At 66.3% G+C, this 16,198-nt stretch carries 15 protein-coding genes; 4 read left to right on the top strand and 11 right to left on the bottom strand.

All coding sequences use genetic code 11. From position 1 onward, the window contains the following. Window positions 1-4: 4 nt before the first annotated feature. The 6 genes from C0V72_RS03155 to C0V72_RS03130 all read right to left on the bottom strand — a co-directional run bounded on the left by C0V72_RS03155 (window position 5) and on the right by C0V72_RS03130 (window position 7,825). Window positions 5-1,663 (bottom strand): preprotein translocase subunit YajC, encoded by a 1,659-nt coding sequence (locus tag C0V72_RS03155; protein ID WP_233999752.1) that lies wholly within the window; start codon window positions 1,661-1,663, stop codon window positions 5-7. Window positions 1,664-1,665: 2 nt separating this feature from the next. Further along, window positions 1,666-2,667 carry an AAA family ATPase gene (locus tag C0V72_RS03150; protein ID WP_101791766.1) on the bottom strand — a complete coding sequence of 334 codons (1,002 nt, stop codon included), beginning with the start codon at window positions 2,665-2,667 and terminating at the stop codon, window positions 1,666-1,668. 16 nt (window positions 2,668-2,683) lie between these two features. Next, a complete protein-coding gene (locus tag C0V72_RS03145) occupies window positions 2,684-4,204 on the bottom strand; it encodes an XrtA system polysaccharide chain length determinant (RefSeq protein WP_101791765.1) in 1,521 nt (506 codons plus the stop codon). A 15-nt stretch (window positions 4,205-4,219) separates the two neighbouring features. Further along, the gene (locus C0V72_RS03140; protein WP_101791764.1) at window positions 4,220-4,861 is read right to left on the bottom strand and encodes an XrtA/PEP-CTERM system exopolysaccharide export protein; all 642 of its coding nucleotides are present in this window, start codon (window positions 4,859-4,861) and stop codon (window positions 4,220-4,222) included. A gap of 199 nt (window positions 4,862-5,060) precedes the next feature. Further along, complete coding sequence (locus tag C0V72_RS03135; protein ID WP_101791763.1) at window positions 5,061-6,287, bottom strand: pyridoxal-dependent decarboxylase, exosortase A system-associated; 1,227 nt, start codon at window positions 6,285-6,287, stop codon at window positions 5,061-5,063. Further along, a complete protein-coding gene (locus tag C0V72_RS03130) occupies window positions 6,284-7,825 on the bottom strand; it encodes an acyl-CoA ligase (AMP-forming), exosortase A system-associated (RefSeq protein ID WP_101791836.1) in 1,542 nt (513 codons plus the stop codon). Before C0V72_RS03130 ends, C0V72_RS03135 begins: the two co-directional genes overlap by 4 nt. Window positions 7,826-7,845: 20 nt before the next feature. Here C0V72_RS03130 and C0V72_RS03125 point away from each other — a divergent pair, with 20 nt between their 5' ends. The 4 genes from C0V72_RS03125 (at window position 7,846) to C0V72_RS03110 (ending at window position 10,717) form a co-directional block, all read left to right on the top strand. Continuing rightward, complete coding sequence (locus C0V72_RS03125; protein WP_233999751.1) at window positions 7,846-8,832, top strand: GNAT family N-acetyltransferase; 987 nt, start codon at window positions 7,846-7,848, stop codon at window positions 8,830-8,832. 77 nt (window positions 8,833-8,909) lie between these two features. Then, window positions 8,910-9,206 (top strand): acyl carrier protein, encoded by a 297-nt coding sequence (locus C0V72_RS03120; protein WP_101791762.1) that lies wholly within the window; start codon window positions 8,910-8,912, stop codon window positions 9,204-9,206. Between the two features lie 33 nt (window positions 9,207-9,239). Then, the gene (locus C0V72_RS03115; protein WP_101791761.1) at window positions 9,240-9,929 is read left to right on the top strand and encodes a hypothetical protein; all 690 of its coding nucleotides are present in this window, start codon (window positions 9,240-9,242) and stop codon (window positions 9,927-9,929) included. Beyond that, complete coding sequence (locus C0V72_RS03110) at window positions 9,926-10,717, top strand: hydrolase 1, exosortase A system-associated (RefSeq protein ID WP_101791760.1); 792 nt, start codon at window positions 9,926-9,928, stop codon at window positions 10,715-10,717. Before C0V72_RS03115 ends, C0V72_RS03110 begins: the two co-directional genes overlap by 4 nt. Here C0V72_RS03110 and C0V72_RS03105 read toward each other — a convergent pair. From C0V72_RS03105 to C0V72_RS03085, 5 genes are read right to left on the bottom strand one after another with little or no spacing between them, the layout of a single operon-like run. Continuing rightward, the gene (locus C0V72_RS03105) at window positions 10,714-11,922 is read right to left on the bottom strand and encodes a class I SAM-dependent RNA methyltransferase (protein WP_172438888.1); all 1,209 of its coding nucleotides are present in this window, start codon (window positions 11,920-11,922) and stop codon (window positions 10,714-10,716) included. The two genes, C0V72_RS03110 and C0V72_RS03105, sit on opposite strands and share 4 nt — an antisense overlap. Then, the gene (locus C0V72_RS03100) at window positions 11,919-13,301 is read right to left on the bottom strand and encodes an NAD(P)H-hydrate epimerase (RefSeq protein WP_101791759.1); all 1,383 of its coding nucleotides are present in this window, start codon (window positions 13,299-13,301) and stop codon (window positions 11,919-11,921) included. The genes C0V72_RS03105 and C0V72_RS03100 overlap by 4 nt, the downstream gene beginning before the upstream one ends. Next, on the bottom strand, window positions 13,298-13,657 hold the full coding sequence (locus C0V72_RS03095; protein WP_143704515.1) for a hypothetical protein: 360 nt from the start codon (window positions 13,655-13,657) through the stop codon (window positions 13,298-13,300). Before C0V72_RS03095 ends, C0V72_RS03100 begins: the two co-directional genes overlap by 4 nt. Then, window positions 13,638-15,359, bottom strand: coding sequence for a dihydroxy-acid dehydratase (gene ilvD, locus C0V72_RS03090; RefSeq protein ID WP_101791757.1), 1,722 nt, complete (start codon window positions 15,357-15,359; stop codon window positions 13,638-13,640). The genes C0V72_RS03095 and ilvD overlap by 20 nt, the downstream gene beginning before the upstream one ends. 42 nt (window positions 15,360-15,401) lie before the next feature. Continuing rightward, a complete protein-coding gene (locus C0V72_RS03085) occupies window positions 15,402-16,118 on the bottom strand; it encodes an N-formylglutamate amidohydrolase (RefSeq protein ID WP_101791756.1) in 717 nt (238 codons plus the stop codon). Window positions 16,119-16,198: the final 80 nt, after the last annotated feature.

The following is a 16,198-nucleotide window of genomic DNA, read 5'->3' as shown; positions in this document are numbered from 1 at the left end:
CCCCTCAGAAATTGTAGCGCAGGCCGACCAGCGCGGTGGCGAAAGCGAAATCCTGCGCGGTGAATTCGCTGTCGAAATAATCAACCGCAATCGCCGCCCGGCCGACCAGACGCTGGGTGATCGACTGGTTATAGGCCGCCGACGCGCCCACCGCGGTCACGGTGTTGGTATCGCCCGCCGCATCGAACCAGTTGACGTAGGCATTGGTGGTGATGTTGGCGCTGCGGCCAATCTCGCGCGTCAGCCCGCCGGTGACGTAATAGCTTTCGTCCGTCACACCGTTGAGCGGCGCCAGCACCGTGCCTGTTGCGGCGATAAAGGTGCGGCGGTCATAGCCTGCGCCAATCGCGGCCACCGTGCGGCCCATCGTGCGCTGATAGGAAGCGCGCACCCCGCGCCCGCGGAACGCAGCCGAGCGGGCCGAGCCCAAGCCGCCGATCAGCGCCTGGCCTTCGGTGCCGCTCACCAGCCCGCCGAAATCGCCGGTCACCGGATTGCGGATCGCCTCGAAATCGCTCGACAGGGCGGCGAGCGAATTGCCCAGCGCCCCGCCAAACCCGCTCACCCCGTCATAGGCCGACACCGCAAAGGCGCTGCGCTGGCTGGGGACGTACGTGAAGTTGCCGTAGTACGTGGTCGAATCGTATCGCCGCCCGACCGCTGCCTGCAAATTGGTGCGCGAACTGGGCCGCCACAGCACCCCGACATCCCACAGCAATCCATCGACATCAAAGGCGATCTGGCGCGGCGCAGACGCATCGGTAACAAACCGGCCATCCGGCCCGCGCACCGGCACGCCATTGGCATCGCGCACCGCATCGCGGCTGGAAATCTCGACATCCTCGTACCCCGCCCCGCCAACCAGCGCGAGACTGCGGGTCAGCGGCACTGTCACATCGCCGCGCACATACAGGTCGCGCACCCGCTGATCGAGGTTGCCGATATCTTCCTGAAAGCCGCCTGCGGTCACCGCGAGGCCCACGGGCAGCAATTCGCCCGGCCGCACGCCTGCGCGCAGCTGGCCCAGATAGGTCACGCTGTCATCGAACACATCGACCAGCGCGCCCTGCTGGGTCACCAGCGCATCGTCAGCCTCGAACCGGTTATACCCAACGCGCGTCACGCCCTGGACATCGACAACGCCGACGCGGGTGTTGAGGCTGGGCCCGGCATAGGCGCTGTAGATGCGGCTTTCGGCATTCTCGCGCACCAGGGGGTTGGCGGTGGTGCCGCCGCCCGCATCGATTCGGGTGCGTGATGCCAGACCGCCAGCCTCAAGGCTCAGCGTGTTCGGCACCAGCGCCAGCGTGCCGCGCGCGATGCCGCTGACGGTGTTGGCATCGACGGTGTCGTCACCGTAGCCGATATTGCGTTCATAGCGCAGCGAAACAGCCGCCCCGCTGTTGCGGCCCTGCACGTTGAGATCGACCCCGGCGGCAATCTGCGTGAAGGTGAGCACATCATCACCCGGGCTCAGCTCGGCCGAGACGACCTGCCCGACCTCGATATAGGGCTGCACCACGCGGTTGGCGCGCTGGCCCTGCACATTGCCACCTTGGCCTTGGCCTTGGCTCTGGCTCTGAACCTGCGCATGGGCAGGCGCGGCTGCAGCGGCGATCAGCCCGGCGGCCAGCAAGAGTGATCCGAATGAGCGGGCACGCATCGTCATTTCCCCTTCGTGCCGTAACTGCCAAAGCGCCTGCCCGAAGGGCTGTAGCGCGCGGCATTGAGAAGCAGTTTGATATCGCCGCAGGCCGACAGCAGCTGCTGCGCATCCTCCAGCGCGGCGCGGCTGGTTTCGTCAGCCCGCACCACCAGCAATGCTTGGCCAACATGCTGGGCCAGTTCGGCAGCGGGCGATGCGGCCAGCGCGGGCGGCGTATCGAAAATCACGATCCGGTCGGGCGCGCCCTGTGTCAGCCGGTCAAGCACTTCGCCCGTGCGAGCGCTTGCCAGATATTCGGCGTCGCGCGAATTGGCGGTGCCCGCAGGCAGCACGAACAGCCCGTCGATGTCGGTGCGGATCACGAGGCTTTCAGCCGGAACAGCCGGATCGGCCAGCGCATCCATCAATCCGCGGTCGGCTGCAATTCCCAACCGCTGCGCAACGCTCGGCTTGACCACGTCGGCATCAACCAGCAGCACTTCCAGGCCTTGCTCTGCCGCCAGCGCGATCGCAAGATTGGTGGCGCAATACGTCTTGCCCTCGCCCGGATGAGGCGAACACACCAGAATGCGCCGGGCCAACGGGGTATCGCCTGCGCGCGCATCGGCCAGCAATTCGCGCTTCACGATGCGGAATTCTTCCAGCAACCCTGTCACCGGATCTTCGGGCACGATCAACCCGCCGCTGCGCAGATGATCGCGGTCAATCGCGGCATAGGGGCCGCAAAACACCACGGGTTGCGGTGCTGCGGGGGCTTGCTGAGGGGCGGGCGCAAAAGTCGGCGCAGGTTGTGGGGCAGCGCGGTCGACCGCGACCGGCGCCGCGGCTGAGGCCGGCGCCGCCGCAGGCCGTGCCGGTTGGCGCAGGTTCTGCGGCACCTGCGGTGCCGCCGGCAGCTTGGGCGCAGGCGCGCGCGGATCGAGGCCAAAGGTCACATCCGCCCGCTCGAACAGCGATGCGGGCCGTGCGCCTTCGCGGTTGATCTTGCCCTGTTCGGTCATCGCGCTTTTCCCGTCCTCACGCCATCGTTCCGACCGAGACGAACTCGATCGCCAGCAAGATCACCAGCATCGCCACCAGCCCTCCGCAGGCCCCGGCAAATTGTTTCAGCCGCTGGCGTTCCAGCGTCCGGGCAGCATCCGAAATTGTCAGCGAGATCGAACCAATCACCGGCAGATCGAACGCGCGCTCCAGCTTTTGCGGCGTGGCAAAGCTGGATTTGAGCTGGCTCAGCGCATAGGCCGAAGCGATCCCGGCGCCGATCCCGGCAATCAACACGCCGAGCAGCAGCAGCGGACGATTGGGCGCTGCCGCATTGCGCGGCACGCCGGGCTGCTGGATGATGTCAAACCGGAACTGGCTGGCCTTGTTTTCCACCTGACCGCGCGTGCGCAGCGCCTCGCGGTCTTGCAGCAGCTTTTCGTAATTCTGGCGCAGCACGTCGTAATCGCGGCTGATGCGGTTGGCTTCGGCAGCGACAGCCGGTTCGCTGGCCTGACTGGCCATCAGCGCGGCAGAATTGCTCTGAAGCGCGGCGCGCCGGGCTTGCAGGGCTTCGACCGTGGCCTGGCGTTCGCTGCGGATCGCGATCAGCGAGGCATAGGCCGGATTGGGCGTGCCGCCGGCATCATCACCGGCCGCAGCCGCTTGCCGCGCAAGGATCGCCACCTGCTTCGTCGTCGCCACCACATCGGGGTGGCTATCGGTGAGCCCGCGTGACCGCAGTTCAGCCAGCTGCGTCTGCGCCTGTTGCAGCGCGGCGCGCGGGCCGGTGGCCTGCGGACCGCCGGCCAGGGTGCGCGGGGTATTGGCCAACTGGCTGGCAATCGCGGCAAGCCCGCTTTCAGCCGCGGCCAGATCGGCATCCACATTGCGCACTTCGGTGCGGGCCTGCTGCACCTTGTTCGACAGGCTGTCAGACCCGCCGATCAGATCGGGATATTGCGATTCAAAGGCCAAGCGGCGCTGTTCGGCCTGCTCCAGTTCCAGCTTGCGTTCGTCAAGCTGCCGGTCGAGATCGCCGATCGCGGTGCTGATCCCTGTGCGACTGCCGATCACGTGTTCTTCGCGCAAGATATCGAGCAGCTTCTGCACCACATCGCGCGCCAGCACGGCGTTTTCGGCATCGGACAGATCGCCCCTGCTAATTTCGGCGGTGATTTCGAACAGGTTGTCCTGCTCGCTCGTCACCTTGACCTTCTTTTCCAGCTCGGCAATCGCGGCGTCCAGCGACCCGCGCTCGGTGATCCCTTCGCCAAGCCGGGTCGAGGTGACGACCTTTTCGAGGTTCTTGGCGCTCGACAGGGTCTGGCGCACGCGGGTGATTTCTTCCTTACCGTCACCCGCAATGCCGAGCTGCTTGGACAGCACGTCCTGCACATCGACATAGACGCGCGCCTTGGATTCGTAGGTGTTGGGGATCAGGCTGACGACCAGCCAGCCCATCATGCACACGCCCCACGCCACCGCAATCGCAAGCCAGCGGCGGTGCCAGACCGACCACAGCGCGGCGCGCAGTTCGTCAAAAATCTCGCTCATCCCCCGTGCCCGCCTTTAAAACCGGCTCTCGGGGATGATGATGGTATCACCCGGCATCAGCATCACATTCGCCGACGAATCGCCCTTGCGGATCAAATCTGCCAGACGGACGCGATATTCCACCTGCGTGCCCGTTTCGCGATTGAGACGGATCAGCTTGGCCCGGTTGCCAGCGGCAAATTCGTTCAGCCCGCCCACCGCGATCATCGCATCGAGCGCAGTCATGTTGGCGCGGAACGGCAGCGACGCGGGCTGCGGCGTTGCACCGATGATCCGCACCTGCTGGGTGAAATTGCCCTCGGGCGTGTTGACGATGACCGACACGATCGGCTGTTCGATATACTTGGCCAATTCGCCCGCGATGTAATCCTGCAGCTGCGTGGCGGTTTTGCCGACCGCCGGGATGTCCTGCACCAGCGGGATCGTCAGCCGGCCATCGGGGCGCACGCGCACCTTGTCGGCGCTGAGTTCGGGGTTGCGCCAGACGTGGATGGTGATCTCGTCGAGCGGGCCGATGGTGTATTCTTCGGACGGGGCGACGCTGCCATCACCATAGCTGGCCGGGGGAAGCTCCTTGCCGCCGCCCGCGCAGGCCGCCAGCATGGCAGCGCCAAGGCCGAGTGCGGCGAGGTGCTTCAAAGGCAGACGATGCAACATGGGTCGAGGATCCTTGGCCAAATCTTGAGCGGGCGACCCGTATCCGCGCAGGAGCGACCTGCAACACGAACCGCCCGGATTGAACCGCCCTTGTCGCTGGAAATGGTGAACATCTGGTTAGTTATACAGCGCCAAATCCGGCCCTATCCCGCAATGGGACAGCGGATTTGCGGGGATTAACGCAGGTTGTTGTGACGCGTCAGACCAGCAATTCCGCTGCCGGGCCGTGACCAAGGAAAGCGCTCGGCGATGCCGTCGCGCCGTAAGCCCCGGCGCAGAACACCGCGACCAGATCGCCCACTTCGGCGCGGGGCATGGCCGCATTGTCGGCAAGCCGGTCAAGCGGCGTGCACAAGCAGCCGACAATGTTCACAGCCTCTGTCGCCTCCTCGCCGTAGCGTGTTGCAATCGCAGAAGGATAATTGCGCCGGACCACCGTGCCGAAATTGCCTGACGCGGCCAGCTGGTGATGCAACCCGCCATCGGTGACGAGATAGGTGACGCCGTGGCTGACCTTGCGATCAATGATGCGGGTGAGGTACACCCCCGCCTCGCCCACCAGATAGCGCCCGAGTTCAATGCACAGCTCGGTCTCGGCCAGCGCTGGCGGGAGGCCTGCAACCCGCTGCGCCAAAGCCGCGCCCACGCGGGCCAGATCAACGGGCGTATCGCCCGGGAAATAGGGTATTCCCAGCCCGCCGCCCATGTTGAGCTTGGGGCAGCCGTGGCCGATGGCTTCGGTCAATTCCGCCGCCAGATCGAGGACATTGCCTTGCGCCTCGATGATCGCATCGGCGCTCAACGTCTGGCTGCCGGTGAAGATATGCAGGCCCTGCCATTCCGCCCCTTGCGCAATCAGGTGACGGGCAAGATCGGGCACGCGCTCGGCATCGACCCCGAACTGCTTGGGCCCGCCGCCCATCTTCATTCCCGATCCGGTCATCACAAAGCTGGGGTTGACCCGCACCGCGATGCGCGGCGCAATGCCCAGACGCTGGCCGATGGCAAGCGCGCGGTCGCCCTCGCCCTCGCTTTCGCAATTGAGCGTGACGCCCACAGCAATCGCGGCCTCAAGCTCGTCATCGCGCTTGCCCGGCCCGGCAAAACTGATCCGGCGCGGATCGATCCCCGCCTCGACGCACAGCGCCAGTTCGCCTGACGAGGCAATGTCGAACCCGTCCACCAGCGGCGCCATATGGCGGATCACCAAGGGGTGCGGGTTGGCCTTGACCGCGTAGTTCAGCCCCACCCGCTTCGGCAGCGCCGCGCGCAATTCCGCCGCGCGGGCATCAAGCCGCTCACGCGAATAGACGAACAGCGGCGTGCGCCCCGCCTCGGCCACCAAATCGCTCGCGCGCTGGCCGCCGATGGCGAGTTCGCCTGCGATGGTCTCGTAACCAGCGGGGATCGGGCCGACGGGCTTCATTGGGCAAATTCCTGATTGAGCTGGGCCTGCAAGGCCGTGCGATCGATCTTGCCATTGGGATTGAGCGGCATGGCATCGCGCCAATGGATGGCTTGCGGCTGCATGAAATTGGGCAGATCGCGCTGGAGCCGCTTGGGCAGTTCCTCCGCCCTCGCCGGATCGCCGCGCACCACCAGATGCACCGCTTGCCCCAATCGCGGATGCGCCACGCCGAGCGCAACCGCTTCTGCCACCAATCCGCTGGCGAGCGCCGCTTCCTCGATCTCCTGCGGGCTGATGCGGTTGCCCGCGCTCTTGATCATCGCATCGCGGCGCCCGGCGAAATAGAGCAAGCCATCGGCCGCCCGTCGCACCCGGTCGCCCGACCACACGGCGGTGCCGCCATAGGTGGAGGCGGCAGGCGCGGGCTTGAACCGCTCCGCCGTACGTTCCGGATCCTGCCAATAGCCCTGCGCCACCAGCGGCCCGCAATGGACGAGTTCGCCTTCCTCATCATCCGCAGCGACCTCGCCCGCATCATTGACAACGAGAATCTCTGCAAAGGGGATCGCCTTACCCATTGATGTCGGATGCGAATCTGTAAGCGCAGGGTCTAGGAAGGTTGAACGGAAGGCTTCGGTCAGGCCATACATCGGGAACAATCGCGCGTCAGGGAACAGGCCGCGCAAGGCGCGCACCAGATCCACCGTCAGCGCCCCGCCGCTATTGGTCAGCCGCCGCAAGGGCATGCGCGCTTCGGCGGGCCAATCAGCCTCGGTCAATTGCACCCACAGCGGCGGAACGGCAGCGAGCGTCGTCACCCCATGCTTCGCGCACGCCTTGACCACATCCTTGGGGAACAGGAAATCAAGCGGCACCACGCACCCGCCTGCAAACCACGTGCTGAAAAGCTGGTTCTGCCCGTAATCAAACGACAGCGGCAACACCGCCAGCGTCACGTCATCATCGGCCAGCCCGAGATAATGCGCCACACTGACCGCACCCAGCCACATGTTTGCATGGCTCAGCATCACGCCCTTGGGCCGCCCGGTCGAGCCGGAGGTATAGAGGATCGCGGCAAGCTCCGCCGGGTCAGCCTCGGAGGGGCCAAGTTCGCGCCCGGCCGCCTCAGCCGCGGCCAATGCCTCGGCTTCCCCCAGCGCCGCGCAGCCCGGCGGCAGATCGCCCTGTTCCAGCGATGCAAGCCGCGAACCTGTCCCGATCAAGAGCTGCGCGCCGCTATCGGCGAGGATATGCGCGGCCTGCGCGCGTTTCAGCAGCGGGTTGATCGGCACGTGCACCAGTCCTGCCCGCGCGGCAGCGAGCGGCAGCAGGCAGGTGATCTCGCCCTTGGCCGCCCAGCTTGCCACCCGCGCGCCGCGCTCCGGCAGCATCTGCGCCAGCCATCCGGCCAGCCACGCGACACGCTGTCTTAACTGATTGTGGTTAAGCGTCATCTCGCGCAGCACCAGCGCCGGTCTGTCACCGCGCCCCGCCGCCCCTGCCAATTCGGCAAGGTGGTCAAGCGGGCGCAGGGCGGGATCGGGGTGGTCCGGCATGAACGGGAGCATTCTTTCAAGTGATCGAAGCGCGGTATCACGATAGCGTTAACGTCTTGCAAGCGCTGACTGCGTCCCGCTCGACTGCGCCCTTCGACCGCGCGGAATGGTTTGCGCTGCTCGCTGCCACGGGACTGGTCCCGCTGATCGCAATCGCCAGCGACGCCGATAATGCCGCCGCTCTCGCCCTGACCGAAACGGGTGGGCGAATCGCGCCCTTGCGCAACTGGTACAGCTTCACCTGGCGCGAGCTTGCCCCTGAAGGCGCGGCGGGAGACCGCCTGCTCGAAGCCATCGCGCGGCAGCTAAGGAGCCGCGGCCACAGGGTGACGCTTGAACCCGTGCCCGGCGAGGATGGATCGGCGGATCGGCTGGCGCGCGCGTTTAGGGCCGCAGGCTGGACGGTCGCCGTGGAACCCTGCGATATCAATCACATCTTGCCGGTCAAAGGCCGCAGCTTTGCCGAATATTGGGAAAGCCGCCCCGGCCAATTGCGCACCACGCTCAAACGCAAGGCGAAGAAGGTCGACGTCGAGGTGCTGACCCATTTCGACGCGGGCGTCTGGGCCGATTACGAGGCGATCTATGCCGCCAGCTGGAAACCGGCCGAGGATCAGCCCGCCATGCTGCGCGCCTTTGCCGAGGCCGAGGGCAAGGCAGGCCGCCTGCGGCTCGGGATCGCACGCGCCGAAGGTGTGGCGGTTGCCGCCCAATGCTGGACCGTCGAAAATTCAATCGCCTACATCCACAAGCTCGCCCATCTTGAAAGCCATAAGCCGCTGTCAGCCGGAACCACGCTGACCGCTGCCCTGTTCGCCCATGTGATCGACACCGACCGCGTTGACCTCGTCGATTTCGGCACCGGCGATCAAAGCTACAAGGCCGATTGGATGGAGGAGGTGCGTTCACGGTTCTGCATCGATTGTCTCGACCCGGCACAGCCCAAAAGCTGGCCCGCGCTCGCCAAGCGGATGATCCGCCGCGCAAGGCCCCAAGCCCGGCCTTAGCAGTTGCAGCGCTTGCACCCGGCCCCGCGCATGGCTAAGCCCCGCCGCCACGGCTGAATACAGGGAATTGGGCTAACATGACCACATTGCCGAACATCGACAGCGCAGCAGGTGACGCCGCGCTCGATACCGAACTCAAGGCCTTGCTTGCCGATGTGCTGGGGCTCGATCCGGCGCAGGCTTCGGCCTTTGGTCCGGAAAGCGGGCTGTTTGGGCACCTGCCCGAACTGGATTCGATGGCGGTCGCAGGCTTGCTCACCGAAATGGAAGACCGCTTCGGTATCGTGATCGAGGATGACGATGTGGATGGCGAGATGCTGGAAACCTTTGGCGGTCTGCTGGCGTTTGCCCGTGCAAAACTAGACCCCCGCTAGGCCGGTCTTGCCCCCTGCCAGCGCGGCTCTCGGGTGATTTTCACTTGGAATATTCCGGCCGCAGACGGCCGCTTGGCGAGCGAAGAATTGCTCGTCGCGTTTGATCGCGGCCGCGCGGTGCGGGTGTTGATCTGCCCGGCATGGTTTGATGAAGCCAACCGGCTGCGACGCTTCACAATTGAAGTAATGCGGCGGCTTGATGCGTCCGGGATCGATGGCTTCCTGCCTGATTTGCCAGGGTGCAATGAAAGCCTTGCTCCGCTGGAAAACCAAACCCTTGCAGGCTGGCGCGCAGACATGGTGGCAGCGGCCGCAGCGGTGGGCGCGACCCATGTGCTGGCGATCCGCGCAGGCGCTTTGATAGCGCCGGCAACTCTGCCGGGCTGGCACTATGCGGCGCAGTCCGGGCCCAAACTGCTGCGCGGCATGATCCGCGCCCGCACCATTGCCGCGCGGGAGGCGGGCATGGCCGAGACCTCCGAAGCGCTGATGGCGCAGGGCCGCGAGCAGGGGCTGGTCCTTGGTGGCTGGCCCCTTGGCGCAGCGATGATCGGGGAACTGGAAACGGCCGAACCCGGGCTCGCCCCCGGGCAATCCGACATTGCCCAAAGCGCGCTTGGCGGACCGGGCTTGTGGCTGCGCGCCGAACCGGACGAAAGCGCGGCGCAGGCCGATCGTCTGGCCGCGATCATCGCCGAAGATGTCGGGGTTTCAGAGGGATGACCCGCCTTTCTCATACCTTTGCCTGCGGCGGCAGCACCCTTGTGGCAACCCTCGACACTGCGCCGGGGAGCGTGGGCCTGCTGATCGTCAGCGGCGGCAACGAAATCCGCTCCGGTGCCTTTGGCGGGCAAGCCGATATGGCCGCCCGCATCGCCCGCGCCGGGTTTCCGGTGTTCCGGTTCGACCGCCGCGGGATTGGCGACAGTGAGGGCGAGAACCGCGGCTTTCGTCATTCCGCCAAGGACATCAGCAGCGCCATCGACGCGTTCCGGGCGATGGTTCCCCAATTGTCGCGGGTAATCGCTTTCGGCAATTGCGACGCGGCATCGGCCCTGATGCTGGCAGGCGGCGCGGGATGCGACGGTTTGGTGCTGTCCAATCCGTGGACCATCGAACACGATGACAACGACAGCGCAGCAGGCGATACGCCACCCCCTGCGGCGATCCGCGCGCGCTATCTTGAAAAGTTGAAAAACCCGCGCGAAGTCATGCGATTGCTGGGCGGAGGTGTCAATCTGGGTAAACTCGCGCGCGGGCTTGCCCACGCTGTCCGCCCGCCCCCGCCGCCGTCAAGCCTGGCGCAGGAGATGCGCACCGGGCTGGCCGATTTTGACCGTCCGGTTCGCATTCTGATCGCGACGAGGGATCGCACCGCGCAGGTGTTTGAAGCGGCTTGGGGCGCAAGCGATCCGCGCATCTGCCGCTGCCAAGGCGCTGGTCACGCCTATGTCGACCCTGCGCACCGCGATTGGCTGGAAGCGCAAATCCTCGCCAGCTTACGCGCCTAACGCGCGAAATAACTTACAAGTTCCACATGGGTTGACCACCGGAACTGGCCAACGGGCCGCAGCTTTTCAAGGCGGAAGCCAGCCTCTGCCAGCACCGCCGCATCGCGCGCCCAACTGGATGGATTGCAACTGACATAGACCACCCGCGACACCGTGCTCGCGGCAATTTCCGCGACCTGGGCACGGGCGCCGGCGCGCGGCGGATCGAGCAAGATGGCATCGAAACGGTTCAGCTCGTCGGGCTGGAGCGGGGAACGGAACAGATCGCGGTGGAGCGCCAGTACGCGGCCCCCACTCATCGCCCCGGCCGCCTTGCAAGCGAGATGCGCCGCGCGCTCCGCTTCGACGGCCAGCACCTTTCGTCCCTGCCTCAGGGCAAAAGCGAAGGTGCCAAGCCCTGCAAACAAATCCGCAACCACGCCTGCACCCGCCAACCATTCGGCAGCATCGGCGGCCATCACGCGCTCCGCATCTGCGGTCGCCTGAAGGAACGCGCCGGGGGGCAAGCTCACCGGCACGCCCGACAAGGTCACTGTCGCCGGTTCAGGCTCCCAAAGCGTCTCAGGGCCATAGCCTTGGTCTATGGTAAGCCTTGCAAGCCCCTGATCACGCGCGAAATCAAGCGCCGCCTCGGTCGGGCCGAGACCTTCGAGCGGGAAGTGGGTCAGGCCCGCTTCAACGCCCTGATCCGCAACGGTCAGATCGATCCCGACCATCGCCTTGGGCCCATGCGCCGCCACAAACCGCCGCAATGGCGCGATGAGGGTGGCGAGCGCAGGATGGAGCACCGGGCATTCGGCCAGATCGACCACACGGTGCGATCCACCCTCGCGGTAACCCACCACCGCGCCCTTGCCGGTGCGCAGCCCATGCAGCCCCGCGCGGCGGCGGGTCGCGGGCGGAGAGAGGTGGACGGGAAGCAATTCAGCCGGTTCCAGCCCTTGGCCCCGCGCGGCGTTCACGACCCGGCCCTCGACGAACTCGGTGAGCGCAGCGTCATCGGCGTGCTGCAACAGGCATCCGCCGCATACGCCGAAATGGCGGCAGGCTGGCGAGATGTGATGCGGCCCCGGCGTGATCACGCCGCTATCATCGACCCGATCGCCGGGCACACCGCCCGCGATATGGCGGCCAGAGACGGTCACACCGTCGCCCTTGGCGGCGAGGCGGATGATGGGTTCCCCAAGGTCTGTATCTGTGTTCACAGGCAGGCCGCTAGCGCCTCGGACACCCGTTCGGCAAGCTGCGTCGGCGTGAAAGCCGGCCCGGCAAGGCGCGCTGCCTCACCGTGCAGCCACAGCGCTTCGCACGCGGCACCAAAGGGATCCGATCCTGCGGCCATCCGGCTTGCCGCAATACCGGCGAGCACATCGCCGGTGCCTGCGACCGACAGCCAGCTTGGCGCGGGCAGCCCGAGCGCCAACCGGCCATCAGGCGCAGCAACGACGCTGTCAGGCCCCTTGGCCAGCACCACCATCCCGCTCACCCGTGCCAGGGCGAGCGCACGTTCACGCCGGTTTTCCGCGATGACGCCGAACTGGCGGCACAAGGTGTCAAGCTCGCCATCGTGCGGCGTGGCCAGCACCGGGACGCCGCGCATCAGCATGCCGGGACGCAGCAGCACCAGCGCATCGGCATCGAGCACCAGTGCAGGGGCGCGCTCCAGCACCTCGGCCAGCATGACGCGCGCGGCCTCATCCCGCCCCAACCCGGGTCCGATCAGCACGGTGCAGATCCGCGGATCGGCCAGCGCATCAGATAGCGGGGCCGTGACGACATCGACCGGCGTGCGGGGATCGGCGGTGGCGGCGAGCAATTTCACATAACCCGCGCCGCTGCGCTGAGCGGCGGCGGCGGCCAGCAGACTGGCGCCCGGCATCGCGCCCGTGACAATGCCCAGCAGTCCCCGGCGATACTTGTGACTGTCGGCAGCCGGCCCGCTCAGCCGGGGACGCCCGGCCAGCCCCGCCGCCCCCTCCACCGCTGCAATTCCGATATTCACGAGCCGCATCTGCCCCATCATCGCCCGGCCCGGCAGGCTCCAATGCGCAAACTTCCACGCGCCGAGCGCCAGTGTCAGATCATAGGAGGGCAGCCGGTCATTGAGCACCGCGCCGCTATCGCTCGCCGTGCCGGATGGCAGATCGACGGCCACCTTGTAACGGTGCTGCGCCGCCAGCCCGCGCAGCAGCAGGACATGTTCGGCCACCAGCGGACGGGTAAGGCCAGAGCCGAACAGGCAATCGACAAACACCTCGCCCTCGGCCGTTCCAGCGGTGCTGACGGGCCCGTCCCACCGGCGCCGCGCTGCCTGAGCCGCATCGGTTACCGGTTCGAACGGCGCAATCACCTTCACCGCGTTTCCCGCAGCGCGCAAAAGCCGAGCGATAACATAGCCATCACCGCCATTGTTCCCGGGCCCGCACAGCACCGTGACCGGCCGGCCTGCGGCCACGCGGCGCACCCAGTCTGCCGCGCCGCCTGCGGCAACCTCCATCAGCTCGGTCACGCTCACCCCTGCATCGAACAGTGCCTGTTCAGCGGCCCGCATCTGCGCAGCGGTGAGAACCTGCCCGGACGTCACTTCGGTGCGGGCGCCAGCAACCGGAGGGGAATGCTGTAGCGATCGGCACCGATGGCAAAGGCCACGGCACCCTCGCCGCCTCCCTCGCTCACCAGCGGGTCAGCCCCGTCGCGCGGGGTGAGCGTGCCGGTGGCAGGATCACGCGCCAAACGGCGGAAACCGCCATCGGGGTGGTGGATGATCACATCATTGCCAGCCTGCTCCAGCGAACAGACCGGCGACAGCGCCGCGCCTGCGCCAATGGCGCAATCGACCTCCCGTCCGGGCGGCGGCGGCGGGATGTCGCCGCTATCGCCCGCACCGCTGCACCCCGCCAGCAAAGCCAGCGCGGAGAGACTAGATATCCGCAAAGACATGGGTTTCAGCCTTGGCGCCGGGGTGAGTGATGGCGCCGTAGCGGGCGAGCCCGACGACCTGTTGGTAACGCCACAAGGCGCCCGACTGGTAATCATTGGTGCGCGGTTGCCAGGCGGCACGGCGCGCGGCCAGCACATCGGCCGCGACATCCAGTTCGATGGTCCCGGTTTCCGCGTCGATGCTGATGATGTCGCCATCTTCCACCAGCGCGATCGGCCCGCCATCGGCCGCCTCCGGGCAAACATGGCCGATACAGAAGCCGCGCGTCGCGCCCGAAAAGCGCCCGTCTGTAATCAGCGCGACCTTCTCGCCCATGCCCTGCCCGTAGAGCGCAGCGGTGGTGGAGAGCATCTCACGCATGCCGGGGCCGCCCTTGGGCCCTTCGTAGCGGATCACGATCACGCAGCCTTCGGCAATGTCGCGCTTCTCGACGGCGGCAAAGGCATCTTCCTCGCAATCGAAGACGCGGGCGGGGCCGGAGAATTGCAGGCGCGCCATCCCGGCGACCTTCACGATCGCGCCATCGGGGGCAAGGCTGCCCTTGAGGCCGACGACCCCGCCGGTCGGCGTGATCGGAGTCTTCACATCGTAGAACACCTTCTGGTCAGGGTTCCAGGTGATCTCTTCGAGATTCTCGCCGATGGTCTTGCCGGTGACGGTGATCGGGTTGGGGTCGATGAACCCGCCGTCGAGCAGGGTCTTCATCGCCATGTAGACCCCGCCCGCTTCGTGCATATCCTTGGCGACGTACTTACCGCCGGGCTTCAAGTCTGCGATGTAAGGCGTTGATTTGAAGATTTCAGCGACATCGAACAGATCGAAGGCAATCCCCGCCTCGCTGGCCATGGCGGGCAGGTGGAGCGCCGCGTTGGTCGATCCGCCGGTGGCCGCGACGACGCGCGCCGCGTTCATGAAGGCCTCGCGGGTGCAAATGTCGCGCGGGCGCAGATTGCGGGCGACCAGCTCCATCACCTGCTTGCCTGCCGCGACCGCGATATCATCGCGCGAACGGTAGGGCGCGGGCGCCATGTTGCTGTTCGGCAGGGACAAACCGATCGCCTCGCCGACGCAGGCCATGGTGTTGGCGGTGAACTGCCCACCGCAGGCACCGTGACCGGGGCAGGCGACCTTTTCGAGCGCGATCAGCTCGGTCAGCGGGCAATTGCCGGCGGCGTATTGCCCGACCGCCTCGAACACATCGACCACAGTCACATCATTGCCGCGGTGGGTGCCGGGGAGGATCGATCCGCCATAAACAAAGATGCTCGGCACGTTCAGCCGCAGCATCGCCATCATCATGCCGGGCAGGCTCTTGTCGCAGCCGGCAAAGCCGACAAGCGCGTCATAACAATGGCCTCGCACCGATACTTCAATCGAATCCGCAATGATCTCGCGGCTGATGAGCGAGGATTTCATCCCCTGGTGGCCCATCGCGATGCCATCGGTGACGGTGATGGTGTTGAAGCGGCGCGGGGTGCCGCCGCCCGCGATCACGCCCTCGCGGCAGATATCGGCCTGCGCGTTCAAGGTGGTGTTGCAGGGTGCGGAATCGTTGCCTGCGCTCACCACGCCGACGAAGGGCGCGGCGATCTCTTCTTCCGTCATGCCCATCGCGTAATAGTACGAACGGTGCGGCGCGCGCTCCGGGCCGACCGAAACGTGGCGGCTGGGGAGCTTCGACTTGTCAAACTTGGACGACATAAGATTTCCCGATTGCGGCGTTTTGCGTAACGTCCCCTGCCTCTAGCCAAGCGCTGACGCAACCCTTTGCGCAATTTTTGCCAGAAGCGCGGCCCAGCGCGTGTGATCCTCAGCGGTCTGGGTGAGATCCTGCCGGAGTTCCACGCCAAGATAAGGACGGCCCGCCGCTTCGGCATGGCGGTTCATCGTGTAGTTGAGATCGCGCCCCGAATAGGGGAGGTTGTCGCCCACATGCAGCCCCTCGGCGACGAGCAGCGGGATGGCGATGCGCGCGGCGCGATCGTCCTGGTTGTAGAGCACGCCGACCTGCCACGGGCGCGGCTCGTCACGGCTGGCGAGGCGCGGGGTGAAGCTGTGGAGCGAGAGGATCAGCGCAGGCTCGGCAGCCTCCAGCCATTGCTCCAGCGCGGTGTGATAGGGACGGTGGAAGCGGCCGAGCCGCCCTTCCCTGTCTGCGCCGACATTGCCGGGGATCGGGTGCCCATCGCTGGTTTCGGGGACGAGGCCGGGGGCGGTTTCCTCGCGGTTGAGATCGCAGACCAGGCGGCTGACGGCGGCGATATGCGCGGGGATGGCATGGTCCTGCGCCAGCCGCTCGGCGATCGCGGCGGTGCCGATATCAATGGCGATGTGTTCGTGGAGCAGATGCTCGGGGATGCCGAGGGTGATGTCGGCGGGAACGGCATTGGAGGCGTGGTCGGCGACCAGCACGATGCCGCCGGGAGCGGGCGCGCCGATTTGGCGGAAGACTTCGTTCATGTCCCGACCGCCGTTCGCCTCGAGCGTAGTCGAGAGGCCGTGCTCTGGTGTCTCGACTTTGCTCGACACGAACGGGTGTT

Origin of the sequence: Porphyrobacter sp. TH134 (genome assembly GCF_002855495.1) — a bacterium.
Taxonomy (GTDB): Bacteria; Pseudomonadota; Alphaproteobacteria; order Sphingomonadales; family Sphingomonadaceae; genus Erythrobacter.
This window is presented reverse-complemented; position numbering and strand designations above follow the sequence as displayed.